Annotated in this window: 11 protein-coding genes and 1 pseudogene; 9 read left to right on the top strand and 3 right to left on the bottom strand. The window is 70.5% G+C overall.

Features of this window, described 5'->3' with window-relative positions:
- From FIF60_RS20870 to FIF60_RS20850, 5 genes are all read left to right on the top strand, one after another.
- The coding region (locus FIF60_RS20870; protein ID WP_144300221.1) for a PopZ family protein at positions 1–260 on the top strand (260 nt) is incomplete at its 5' end.
- 112 nt (positions 261–372) lie between these two features.
- Positions 373–3,045, top strand: a complete 2,673-nt coding sequence (locus FIF60_RS20865) for a valine--tRNA ligase (RefSeq protein ID WP_144300220.1) — start codon at positions 373–375, stop codon at positions 3,043–3,045.
- A 46-nt stretch (positions 3,046–3,091) separates the two neighbouring features.
- Entirely contained in the window at positions 3,092–4,816 is a 1,725-nt protein-coding gene (gene ilvD / locus FIF60_RS20860; RefSeq protein ID WP_144300219.1) for a dihydroxy-acid dehydratase, read from the top strand.
- A 95-nt stretch (positions 4,817–4,911) separates the two neighbouring features.
- Positions 4,912–5,343, top strand: coding sequence for a hypothetical protein (locus FIF60_RS20855; RefSeq protein ID WP_144300218.1), 432 nt, complete (start codon positions 4,912–4,914; stop codon positions 5,341–5,343).
- 146 nt (positions 5,344–5,489) lie between these two features.
- Positions 5,490–5,897, top strand: coding sequence for a hypothetical protein (locus tag FIF60_RS20850; protein WP_144300217.1), 408 nt, complete (start codon positions 5,490–5,492; stop codon positions 5,895–5,897).
- Here the strand turns inward: FIF60_RS20850 and FIF60_RS20845 are convergent.
- Both FIF60_RS20845 and xth read right to left on the bottom strand, forming a co-directional pair.
- Entirely contained in the window at positions 5,878–6,297 is a 420-nt protein-coding gene (locus FIF60_RS20845) for a RidA family protein (protein WP_204251271.1), read from the bottom strand. The genes FIF60_RS20850 and FIF60_RS20845 overlap by 20 nt on opposite strands.
- Positions 6,294–7,088 (bottom strand): exodeoxyribonuclease III, encoded by a 795-nt coding sequence (xth, locus tag FIF60_RS20840; RefSeq protein ID WP_144300216.1) that lies wholly within the window; start codon positions 7,086–7,088, stop codon positions 6,294–6,296. Before xth ends, FIF60_RS20845 begins: the two co-directional genes overlap by 4 nt.
- 36 nt (positions 7,089–7,124) lie before the next feature.
- On the opposite strand from xth, the gene FIF60_RS20835 reads away from it, so the two are divergent.
- Positions 7,125–7,511 (top strand): hypothetical protein, encoded by a 387-nt coding sequence (locus FIF60_RS20835; protein ID WP_144300215.1) that lies wholly within the window; start codon positions 7,125–7,127, stop codon positions 7,509–7,511.
- A 42-nt stretch (positions 7,512–7,553) separates the two neighbouring features.
- Here the strand turns inward: FIF60_RS20835 and erpA are convergent, their stop codons facing one another.
- Entirely contained in the window at positions 7,554–7,901 is a 348-nt protein-coding gene (erpA, locus tag FIF60_RS20830; protein WP_144300214.1) for an iron-sulfur cluster insertion protein ErpA, read from the bottom strand.
- A gap of 109 nt (positions 7,902–8,010) precedes the next feature.
- Between erpA and FIF60_RS20825 the strand changes: the two genes are divergently transcribed.
- From FIF60_RS20825 to FIF60_RS20815, 3 genes and pseudogenes are all read left to right on the top strand, one after another.
- On the top strand, positions 8,011–9,183 hold the full coding sequence (locus FIF60_RS20825; protein WP_144300213.1) for a deoxyguanosinetriphosphate triphosphohydrolase: 1,173 nt from the start codon (positions 8,011–8,013) through the stop codon (positions 9,181–9,183).
- A 50-nt stretch (positions 9,184–9,233) separates the two neighbouring features.
- Complete coding sequence (gene argS / locus FIF60_RS20820) at positions 9,234–11,006, top strand: arginine--tRNA ligase (protein ID WP_144300212.1); 1,773 nt, start codon at positions 9,234–9,236, stop codon at positions 11,004–11,006.
- A gap of 45 nt (positions 11,007–11,051) precedes the next feature.
- A pseudogene (locus tag FIF60_RS20815) lies at positions 11,052–11,575 on the top strand (hypothetical protein); the annotation flags it as partial.

Below are 11,575 nucleotides of genomic sequence, written 5' to 3'. Positions count from 1 at the left end.
CGGAGGGCGCGCTTCTCGGCGGCAGCACGGCGGCCGCCGCCGCCGCGTCCTTCGCCGCCCTTCGCGCCGCTGCGCGCGGCCCCGGCGACGAGGCCCGCCCGGCGATGCCGGACCTCCTGCTCGGCAACGGGGCCGCGACCCTCGAGCAGATCGTGCGCGACGAGCTTCGCCCTATTCTCAAGGCCTGGCTCGACGCGAACCTGCCGCCGCTGGTCGAGCGGCTGGTGAAGGCCGAGCTCGAGCGGGTCGCGCGGGGCTGATCTGCGCGCATCCCCGGCATGATGCTTGCCGGCCCGGCTTGACGCGCAGCGTGCTGGCTTGCCCAATCGCCGGCTGATCGTTTCATAGGATTGTCGAGGGCGCGCTCCGCCGATGCTGGACAAGACTTTTCCCCACGCCGATGTCGAGGCGCGGCTCTATGCGCGCTGGGAACGCTCGGGCGTCTTCGGTGCGAACCCCGAGAGCAACGCGCGCCCGTACTGCATCGTCATCCCCCCGCCGAACGTCACCGGCAGCCTGCACATGGGCCACGCGCTCAACAACACGCTGCAGGACGTGCTGATCCGCTGGCGGCGTATGCGCGGCGACGATGCGCTCTGGATGCCGGGCACGGACCATGCCGGCATCGCTACCCAGATGGTGGTCGACCGGATGCTCGCCGCCGAAGGCGTGCGCACGCAGGACCTCGGGCGCGACAGGTTCATCGAGCGCGTCTGGGACTGGAAGGCGCAGTCGGGCGGCACGATCACGCGCCAGCTTCGCCGCATGGGCGCGAGCCTCGATTGGCCGCGCGAGCGCTTCACGATGGACGAGGGCCTGTCGAAGGCGGTGACGGAGGTGTTCGTCGCGCTGCATCGGCAAGGCCTGCTCTACCGCGCCAAGCGCCTGGTAAACTGGGACCCGAAATTCCACTCCGCGATCTCCGACCTCGAGGTGGAGAACCGCGAGGTGAAGGGTTCGCTCTGGCACATCCGCTACGCCATCGCGGGCGAGGACGGACTGTCCATCACGGTCGCGACGACACGGCCGGAGACGATGCTGGGCGACACGGGCGTCGCCGTTCATCCTGACGACGACCGCTACAAGGCGCTGGTGGGGCGCGAGGCGATCCTGCCGCTGTCGGGGCGGCGCATTCCCATCGTGGCCGACCCCTATTCCGACCCGGAGAAGGGAACGGGGGCGGTGAAGATCACCCCCGCGCACGACTTCAACGATTTCGAGGTCGGCCGTCGGCACGACCTCGCGGTGCTCAACGTCTTCGACGCCGACGCGAGGCTTCTCGACATCCCGGAGGTGCCGGAGGCCTATCGCGGGCTCGACCGGTTCGAGGCGCGCAAGCGTATCGTCGCCGACCTCGAGACGGCGGGCGCTCTCGAGAGGACCGAGCCGCACACGCACATGGTTCCGCATGGGGACCGTTCCGGTGTCGTGATCGAGCCGTATCTCACGGACCAGTGGTTCGTCGATGCGAAGACGCTCGCGGCACCCGCGATCAGCGCCGTCGAAAGCGGGCGGACGGTGTTCGTTCCGCGGCAGTGGGAGAACACCTTCTTCGCCTGGATGCGCGACATCGAGCCCTGGTGCGTCTCTCGCCAGCTCTGGTGGGGGCACCAGATCCCCGCCTGGTATGCGCCGGACGGCGAGATCTTCGTCGCGCATACCGAGGAGGAGGCCAAGCGGGCCGCAGCCGAGAAATACGGGCACGAGGTCGAGCTCGTGCGCGACCCCGACGTGCTCGACACCTGGTTCTCCTCCGCGCTCTGGCCGTTCTCGACGCTCGGCTGGCCCGAGAAGACGCCCGAGCTCGCGCGCTACTACCCGGGCGAGGTGCTCGTCACCGGCTTCGACATCATCTTCTTCTGGGTCGCGCGGATGATGATGATGGGGCTGCACTTCATGGGCGAGGTGCCGTTCCGGACGGTCTATGTGCACGGGCTGGTGCGCGACAAGCGCGGCCAGAAGATGTCGAAGTCGAAGGGCAACGTGACCGACCCGCTCGACCTCGTGGAGCGGTTCGGCGCCGACGCGCTGCGCTTCACGCTGGCCGCGATGGAGAGCCAGGGGCGCGACATCAAGCTCTCCGACGAGAGGATCGAGGGCTACCGCAATTTCGGAACCAAGCTCTGGAACGCCGCGCGCTTCTGCCAGATGAATTCCTGCCTTCCCGTGCCTGGCTGGGATCCGCACGCGGCGAAGCTGACGCTGAACCGCTGGATCCTCGGCGCCCTCGCCGAAGCCGCGGCGGAGGCAACGCGCGCGCTCGAGGAATACCGCTTCGATGTCTATACGGGCGGGCTATACCAGTTCGTTTGGGGAACGTTCTGCGACTGGTACCTCGAGCTCGCGAAGGCCCCCCTGAACGGCCCGGACGGGACGGAGAAGGACGAGACGCGGGCGACCGCCGCCTTCGTGCTCGACACGGTGCTCGCACTTTTGCACCCCGTGCAGCCCTTCCTGACGGAAGAGCTCTGGCACGCGCTCGCCGACCGCGGCCCCGGCACCTGCGAGGGCGCACGCACGCTGATGACCGAGCCCTGGCCCGATGCCGCCGCGCTGCCGCGCGACCCCGACGCGGAGGCGGAGGTGGAGTGGGTGCTCCGCCTCGTGACCGAGTTGCGGGCCATCCGCGCGGAGATGGGCGTCCCGCCAGGCAAGGAGGTCGTGGCGCACCTCAAGGACGCGCATGCGGCGACGCGCGAGCGCCTCGCACGCTGGAAGGACGCCGTGCTCAGGCTCGCGCGCCTCTCCGACATCACGCCGCTCGACGGCGAGGTGCCGAAGGGGGCGGCACAGGGCGTCGTGGACGAGGCGACGCTCGTTCTGCCGCTCGAGGGCGTGATCGACCTCGCTGCCGAACGCGCGCGGCTTGCCCGCGAGATCGCGCGGCAGCAGGACGAGATCAGGCGCCTCGAGGCGAAGCTCGCCAACCCCTCCTTCGTCGCGCGAGCGGCGGAGGAGGTGGTGGAGGAAACGCGCGAGAAGCGCGAGGCGGCGGAGGCGACGGCCGCGCGGCTCGGCGCGGCGCTTGCCCGGATCGCAGAGTGACACGACACCGGAACGGATCGTTACAGGAACGGAGGGGAAACGGACCATGGCGGAGATGAAGTGGGACAAGTCGCACCTGCCGAGCAGGCATTCGACGGTTGGTCCCGACCGCGCGCCGCATCGCAGCTACTACTACGCCATGGGGCTGACCAAGGGTGAGATCGCCGCCCCCTTCGTCGGCGTCGCAACCTGCTGGAACGAGGCCGCGCCCTGCAACATCGCGCTCTCCCGCCAGGCGCAGAGCGTCAAGCGCGGCGTGGCCGAGGCCGGTGCGACGCCGCGCGAGTTCTGCACCATCACGGTGACCGACGGCATCGCCATGGGCCACCAGGGCATGAAGTCGTCGCTAGCCTCGCGCGAGGTGATCGCGGATTCGATCGAGCTCACGGTGCGCGGCCACGGCTATGACGCGCTCGTCGGCCTCGCGGGCTGCGACAAGACGCTGCCAGGCGTGATGATGGCGATGCTGCGCTTGAACGTTCCGGCCGTGTTCATGTATGGCGGCTCGATCCTTCCTGGCACCTGGAAGGGCCGCGACGTGACGGTGCTCGACGTGTTCGAGGCCGTCGGCCAGCATGCTGCGGGCAACATGACCGACGAGGAGCTGGAGGAGCTCGAGCGCGTCGCCTGTCCCGGCGCGGGCGCCTGCGGCGGGCAGTTCACCGCCAACACCATGGCCTGCGTGTCTGAGGCGATCGGGCTTGCGCTTCCCGGCTCGGCAGGCTCGCCCGCTCCCTACGAGGAGCGCGATGCCTGGGCGGTTAAGTCCGGCCAGGCGGTGGTGGATCTGCTCAAGGCGAACATCCGCCCGCGCGACATCGTCACCCGCAAGTCGCTCGAGAATGCCGCGATGATCGTCGGCGCGACCGGCGGCTCGACCAACGCGGCGCTGCACCTGCCCGCGATCGCCAACGAGGTCGGCATCCGCTTCACACTCGAGGATGTCGCGAAGATCATGCGGGCGACGCCGCACATCGCCGACCTGAAGCCGGGCGGCCGCTACGTCGCGCTCGACGTGCACAAGATCGGCGGCGTGCCGGTGATCATCAAGGCGCTTCTCGATGCCGGCCTCCTGCACGGCGACTGCATGACCGTGACGGGCAGGACGCTCGCCGAGAACCACAAGGACGTGGTGTTCCCCACCGACCAGGACGTCGTGCTTCCCGTCTCGAAACCTCTCTCCAAGACGGGCGGCGTCGTCGGGCTGAAGGGCAACCTCGCGCCGGACGGGGCGATCGTGAAGATCGCGGGGATGAAGACCCTCCGCTTCGAGGGCCGCGCCCTCTGCTTCGACTGCGAGGAGGATGCGTTCGCCGCAGTGCGCGAGCGCGCATACCAGGAAGGCGACGTGATCATCATCCGCTACGAAGGGCCGAAGGGCGGGCCGGGGATGCGCGAGATGCTGTCGACCACTTCGGCGATCTACGGCCAGGGCATGGGCGACAAGGTCGCGCTGATCACCGACGGCCGCTTCTCCGGTGCGACGCGCGGCTTCTGCATCGGGCACGTGACGCCCGAGGCCGCAGTGGGCGGGCCGATCGGCCTCCTGCGCAACGGCGACCGGATCGTGATCGACGCCGCCGCCGGCACGCTCGACGTGCAACTGTCGGAGGCGGAGCTCGCCGAGCGCCGTGCCGCCTGGAAGCCGCGCGAGACGATCTACGGCTCCGGCGCGCTCTGGAAGTACGCCCAGCTCGTCGGCCCCGCCCATGAGGGGGCGGTGACGCACAAGGGGGCGGCGGCGGAGGGCCACGTCTACGCCGACCTCTGAGCGGTGCGTGACGATGGCGGGGGGCGCGGGCTAGAATAACCCGCGCGCGCCTGTCGCCAGCCGGGGTGTCGGCGCGCTATGCGGAGTGCTTCGCCATGCGCATAGCGTTTGCCCTGGCCATCGTTTCATTCTTGATGCCCGCGCCACTGTGCGCGCAGACGGTTGTCTACCAGGGACAACTCGTCTGCGAGGTCGCGGCTGGAGGAACGCGGCCGTCCCAGGCACCGGTGACGATCACGCGCACGGGGAGCCAGGTCCTGTTCGAGCGGGCCATCTATCAGGAGGGGACACGCGAGATTGTCGGCCGCGAGTCCGGTACCGGAACGCTGAGCGGCGGACAGTTTCGGATCGAGACCGAGGGCAGCTTCGGCGCCCAGCACATGGGCCGCCAGACGGTTCGCGGCCGTTACGAGGGAACCCTGACCGACGGAGAGGTGCGAATCCGCGGAACCCGCGACCTCGTCACACAAAGGCGAGGCATGGGCACCCAGTCCTGCACCGGCACGTTCAGGGCGCAGGGGCGATGAGCGGAGGCACCGAGGCCGCAGCGCCGGGCACGGCACCCAAGCGAACCTCTGACAGTCTTGGCTCGGGGCGCGGAACGATCTAGCATCGTTCCACGCCCGGGGTGCTGGGAGGTCGCCTCCGCGCGCGCTGCGACAGGAGGACCTCCATGCGTTTTCTCGCCATTGCCTTGGCGTTCGCGGCCTTGCCGGCCGCGGCGCAGAACGTCGTCTATCAGGGCGCGCTCGATTGCGAGGCAGCACCTTCTGCCAACATCCAGGCGTCGAACGCGCGCGCGACGGTCACGCGTGCGGGCAACCAGGTGACGTTCGAGCGCCCGATCTACCACCAGCAGACGCGCCAGGTGATCGGGCGTGAGGCCGGCACAGGCACTCTCGATGGCGGGCGGTTCGTGGTCCAGACGGAAGGCAATTTCGGCGGCAACACGATGCGCGGCCGCTACGAGGGATCGCTGGCCGACCACGAGGCGAAGCTGACCGGAACGCGCCAGTGGACGCTGCGCTCCGGCGTCGGCAACCAGTCCTGCAGCGGAACCTTCAGGCCGCAGCGGGGCTGACCGCCCCTCCCGGGCGCCGCGCCACCACGTCGATCTCGACGAGCGCGCCGTAGGCGAGCGCGGTCACACCCACCGTCGTGCGCGCGGGAAGCCTTCCTGACGCGAAGAAGGACGGCCAGAGCGCGTTCAGCGCCGCATAGTCGCGCTCGAACGCGGTCAGGTAGATGCGCGCCATGACCACGTGCGAGAGGTCGAGCCCGATGCCGCCGAGCACGATCGAGAGGTTGCGCATCACCGCCCGCGTCTGCGCCTCCACGCCTTCGGCAAGCACGCCGGGCGCCTCGGGGCTGTCCGGCATCTGGCCGGTGACGAACACGAAGCCTCCGGCCTCGACGGCATGGCTGAAGGGCGCGACCGGCTTCGGTCCCGAGGCCACCATGTGGAACAGGAGCTCGCTCATGCCGCCTCCGCGAGCTCGCACCAGGCGGGGGTGTGGTCGGACGGGCTGTCCCAGCCGCGCGGGATGCGGTTCACCCCCGCCGCGGTCAGCCGCTCCGCCGCGGGCGGGCTCAGCAGAAGCGCGTCGATGCGGAGCCCGTTGTCGCGCGGCCAGGCTCCGGCCTGGTAGTCCCAGTAGGTGTAGCCCAGGGAAGGCGTCGGCACGGGAAGGGGGTTCAGCGTCCGCCACGCATCGGTCCAGCCCTGCCAGAGCATCCGCCGCCAGGCAGCGCGGCTCTCGGGCTGGCAGAGCGCGTCGGCGGCCATCGCGCGTTCGTCCCAGACATCGGCTTCCGTGGGGCAGATGTTCCAGTCCCCGCCGATGACGGCAGGGCGATCTGTCGTCAGAATCGCCTCGGCGCGGGTGGCGAGGCGCTCCATCCAGGCGAGCTTGTAGGCGAACTTCTCGGTGCCGATCGGGTTGCCGTTCGGGCAGTAGACGCAGGCGACGATGAGCTCGCCGATCTCCGCCTCGAGGTAGCGCGCCTGGGAATCGCCGTCGCCGTCGGGCAGGCCGCGAAGCCGCTCGACGGGCTTCGCGCGCGAGAGGATGGCCACGCCGTTGTAGCTCTTCTGGCCGGAGACCAGCGCGTGGTAGCCGGCCGCCTGCACCTCCATCGAGGGAAAGCCCGCATCCTCGGTCTTCAGTTCCTGGAGCAGAACGATGTCGGGCGCGTCGGGGGAGGCGAGCACGTCGAGAAGGTGCTGGCGGCGCGCGCGCACGCTGTTGACGTTCCAGGTGGCGATGCGCATGGGCGTCCCTTAGGCTGCCGTGATGGAGAACCGTGCATGACGAGGCGTGGGGCATGTCGCGTCGTCGCGGCGCTGATGCTGGCTGGCCTCGGCGCGGCGGCGCAAGGGGGAACGGTCGTCGCCCAAGGCGTTTTCGGGCCTTTCGACGGGGCCTGGGCCATCGACGTGCGCACCGTGTCCGGCCCCTGCGGCACGGGCTTCGCGGGCGAGTACAGCATCACCGGCGGGCGCATCGCCGGGCGGTTCCGACGCGGAGATCAGGTGCAGGAGGTGACGGGGGCGGTCTCGCCGGATGGCGGGTTCGTGATGGAGATCGGCGGTGCAGCGGGCATCGTGCTGCGCGGGCGGCTCCAGTGGCGCGTCGGCTGGGGGGAGTGGGAGAGCCCCGACTGCGCGGGCACGTTTATGACAAACCGGCGCTGACGTGCCGGAGGCATGACCAACCGGCGCTGACCGGCCGGCGCCTCACCCCACCGCGAAGGACGTCCCGCAGCCGCAGCTCGCCGTCGCGTTCGGGTTGCGCACGGTGAAGTGCGAGGCCATCAGCCCGTCGTCGTAATGCACCTCCGCGCCGCCGAGCAGGTCGAGCGACACTTCGTCGACCACCAGCTTCGCCGGGCCAGCGTCGAACACCCGGTCATCCTCGTTCACGGCCGCGTCGAGCGAGAAGCCGTACTGGAAGCCGGAGCAGCCACCGCCGGAGACGGTGAGCCGCAGCATCAGGGCAGGGTTTCCCTCATGCGCGACGATCTCCGCCACCCGCCGTGCGGCGGAGGGGGAGAGGCTGACGGCGTGAGCGGTGGCGGTGTCCATGGGCGAACCTCCGGCCCCAGATTTCGGGATGGCGGGCGCCCATGTCAAACGGCCAGTGTCAGATACTGGCCGTTGCAGGGCCGCCCCGCGCGGGCCGACACTCTCGCCGATGCCCGACTCCGCACCCTATCCGTATCCGCTCGCGCCCTATGCCGTGCCGCCGGGCCGCACCCGCGGCAGGCTGGTGGCCGAGCCGGAGGGGGAGGGGCGCGGCCCATTCCAGCGCGACCGGGACCGGATCGTGCATTCCACCGCCTTCCGGCGCCTGAAGCACAAGACGCAGGTCTTCGTCGTGCACGAGGGCGACCATTACCGGACGCGGCTGACCCATTCCCTGGAAGTGGCGCAGATCGCCCGCTCCGGCGCCAGGCGCCTGGCGCTGAACGAGGACCTCGCGGAGGCGCTCGCGCTCGCCCATGACCTCGGCCACCCGCCCTTCGGCCACGCCGGGGAGGAGGCCCTGAATGCCGCGATGGCGGAGTTCGGCGGGTTCGACCACAACGCGCAGGCGCTGAAGGTGGTCACGCTTCTCGAGCGCCGCTACGCCGCGTTCGACGGGCTGAACCTCGCCTGGGAGACGCTCGAGGGGCTCGCCAAGCACAACGGGCCGGTGACCGACCCTCCGCCGTATGTCGCCGAGTTCGCCGCGCGGTTCGACCTCGACCTCGCCGGCCACGCCTCGGCGGAGGCGCAGCTCGCCTCGCTCGCGGACGACATCGCGTACACGAACCACGATCTTGATGACGGGCTTCGCGCGGGGCTGTTCTCGCTCGACGAGCTGCGCGGCCTTGCCATGGTGGGCGAGGCGATCGCCGAGGCGGAGGCGGCCTGGCCCGGCTCCGACAGGCTGCAGCACGAGACGATCCGCCGGCTGATCAACCGCATGGTCGGAGACCTGATCGGCGAGACGGCACGGCGGCTCGATGCCGCCGCACCCGCCTCGGCCGATGCCATCCGCCGCCTCGGCGCCCCGGTCGCCGCCTTCTCCGAGGCGGGAGACAGGGCGCGGAGGGAGATCAAGGCCTTCCTGTTCGCGCGCATGTACAGGCATTTCCGCGTCAACCGCATGACCTCGAAGGCAAAGCGGGTGGTGCGCGAGCTGTTCGCGGGGCTGCACGCAGAGCCGAACTGCCTGCCGACGGAGTGGCAGGAGGGGGCGGGGGAGCCAGGCGATGCGCGCACCGCAGCCCTCGTCTGCGACTACATCGCCGGCATGACCGACCGATTCGCGCTTGACGAGCACCGGCGGCTGTTCGACCTGAGCGCGACGACGACCGCCTGAGACAGCCGGGGCCATGGGGCCCGTGGCCCCTGGAGCGCATCCTGCCGCCGATGACCAACATCTTCTCGATCTTCCGCGACGTCGTTCGCGAGGCCGTCGCCCGTCTCGCGCCGGAGGTGCCGGAGGCGACGCTCGCCGCCCTCGGCGTCGAGCCGCCGCGCGACGCGAGCCATGGCGACATCGCCACCAACGCCGCGATGGTTCTCGCCAAGGCGCTTCGCACCAACCCGCGTGCCTTCGGCGAGAAGCTCGCGGCCGAGCTTGCCACCCACGCGGCCATCGCCCGCGCCGACGTCGCCGGTCCTGGCTTCGTCAACATCGCGCTCGACCCGACTTGGCTGCGGGCGAGGCTCGGCGACATCCTCGAGGCGGGAACTGACTACGGGTCGAGCACCGCAGGCGCGGGCGAGCGGGTGAATGTCGAGTATGTCTCGGCCAACCCGACGGGGCCGATGCATGTCGCCCATGCCCGCGGCGCCGTGGTGGGCGATGCGCTCGCGGGGCTTCTCGCCAAGGCGGGCTTCGCGGTGACGCGCGAGTACTACGTCAACGACGCGGGCGCGCAGGTGCACGCGCTGGCCTGGGCGGCCTACTGGCGCTACCTCCAGGCGCTCGGCACGACGATGACCGAGGAGGCGTTCGACGCGATCGTCCCGGGCGGGCTGCAGTATCGCGGCGACTATCTCGTCCCCGTCGGCGAGGCGCTCGCGGCGAAGCACGGCCTGTCGCTCGCCTCAGCCGGCGCGATGCCGGCGGAGCCTTCGCTCTGGCTCGACATCGTGCGCACCGAGACGGTGGCGTCGATGATGGAGGAGATCCGCGAGGATCTGGCCGCGCTCGGCGTCAGCCATGACGTGTTCGTCTCCGAGGCCGCGCTGATCGAGGCCGAGGTGGTGCAGCGCACGCTCGAGACGCTGACCGATCGTGGGCTCATCTACACCGGCGTTCTCGAGCCTCCCAAAGGCCAGAAGCCCGAGGACTGGGAGCCCCGGCCGCAGACGCTGTTCCGCTCCACCGATTTCGGCGACGACATCGACCGCCCGCTGCGCAAGAGCGACGGCAGCTTCACCTACTTCGCCAACGACATCGGCAACCACGCCGACAAGCTCGCGCGCGGCTTCCGCCGCATCGTGCAGGTCTGGGGCGCCGATCACGGCGGCTACGTCAAGCGGATGGCGGCGGCCGTGAAGGCGCTCGACGAGGGCGCGTCGTTCCAGGTGCTGCTGTGCCAGATCGTGCACCTGCTCAAGGGCGGCGAGCCGATGCGCATGTCCAAGCGCGCCGGCACGTTCGTGACGCTGCGTGACCTGATCGACGAGGTCGGGCGCGACGTGGTGCGCTTCATCATGCTGACGCGGCGGTCCGACGCGCAGATGGAGTTCGACCTCGATCGCGTGCGCGAGCAGACGAAGGACAACCCGGTCTTCTACGTGCAGTACGCGCATGCGCGGTGCCGCTCGGTCCTGCGCCACGCAGCGGGGCAGTTCGACACGCACCCGGCCGCGCTCGCCCAGGCCGATTTCGACGTGCTCGCCGACGAGGCGGAGATGGCGCTGATCCGCACGCTCGTCGCCTGGCCGCGCATCGTCGAGCAGGCCGCACTCGCCTGTGAGCCGCACCGACTCGCGTTCCACCTGTATGATGTGGCCGCGGCGTTCCACGGCCTGTGGAACAAGGGGCGCGACGAGGCAGAGCTTCGCTTCATCCAGCCCGAGGCGCCCGAGGCGACGCGGGCGCGGCTCGCGCTGGTGCAGGCGACGGCGACGGTGATCGCTTCGGGCCTCCTGACCATGGGCGTGACGCCGGTCGAGGAGATGCGCTGAGCGAGCGCGGCGCCAAAGAACCTGAGGCGATCGGAACTGAGGGGCATGACCGGTAGCGATCTCGACATCCCCGATGCCAATGGGTGGGCGAAGAGCCCCGCCCGCGTGGTGGCGGACCCCGCCTGGCGGCGGCGCGAGAAGCCGCGCTTCCGCTGGCTTGCGTGGCTGGGCGGCCTCGCTGCCGTGTCGCTGATCGGCGCGGGCGCGATGCTGCTGCTCGGCGGAGAACCGGCCGCGCCAGGCGAGGTGCCGCTGATCACGGCAGACCCGTCTCCCGTGCGCATCCGCCCCGACGACCCTGGCGGCATGCAGGTGCCGAACCTCGACAAGCGCGTGTATGACCAGCTCGCCCAGGGCGGGCAGGCGACGCAGCGCCCCGCACAGCGTGTCGAAAGCCTACTTCCCCCGCCCGAGGCGCCGCGCCCCGTGCCGTTGCCGCCGCCGAGCCTGCCGGCCCAGCAGGCTGCGCTGACCGATGGGCCGACCGACGCAGAGCGGGCACGCGAGGCGGAACAGCCTGCCGCGCCGCCCGCCCAGGCCGCTGTGCCGCCTGCCGCCGCCCCGCCTGC

The sequence above is a fragment of the Elioraea rosea genome, assembly GCF_007644105.1.
Taxonomy (GTDB): Bacteria; Pseudomonadota; Alphaproteobacteria; order Acetobacterales; family Acetobacteraceae; genus Elioraea_A; species Elioraea_A rosea.
Note: the sequence above shows the minus strand (reverse complement) of the source record. Positions and strands in the feature narration are given on the sequence as shown.

Bases quoted from the DNA above. Each gene is read 5' to 3' on its own strand.
- FIF60_RS20865 (WP_144300220.1), top strand. From the start codon at position 373: ATGCTGGACAAGACTTTTCCCCACGCCGATGTCGAGGCGCGGCTCTAT.
- ilvD (WP_144300219.1), top strand. From the start codon at position 3,092: ATGGCGGAGATGAAGTGGGACAAGTCGCACCTGCCGAGCAGGCATTCG.
- FIF60_RS20855 (WP_144300218.1), top strand. From the start codon at position 4,912: ATGCGCATAGCGTTTGCCCTGGCCATCGTTTCATTCTTGATGCCCGCG.
- FIF60_RS20850 (WP_144300217.1), top strand. From the start codon at position 5,490: ATGCGTTTTCTCGCCATTGCCTTGGCGTTCGCGGCCTTGCCGGCCGCG.
- FIF60_RS20845 (WP_204251271.1), bottom strand. From the start codon at position 6,297: ATGAGCGAGCTCCTGTTCCACATGGTGGCCTCGGGACCGAAGCCGGTC.
- xth (WP_144300216.1), bottom strand. From the start codon at position 7,088: ATGCGCATCGCCACCTGGAACGTCAACAGCGTGCGCGCGCGCCGCCAG.
- FIF60_RS20835 (WP_144300215.1), top strand. From the start codon at position 7,125: ATGACGAGGCGTGGGGCATGTCGCGTCGTCGCGGCGCTGATGCTGGCT.
- erpA (WP_144300214.1), bottom strand. From the start codon at position 7,901: ATGGACACCGCCACCGCTCACGCCGTCAGCCTCTCCCCCTCCGCCGCA.
- FIF60_RS20825 (WP_144300213.1), top strand. From the start codon at position 8,011: ATGCCCGACTCCGCACCCTATCCGTATCCGCTCGCGCCCTATGCCGTG.
- argS (WP_144300212.1), top strand. From the start codon at position 9,234: ATGACCAACATCTTCTCGATCTTCCGCGACGTCGTTCGCGAGGCCGTC.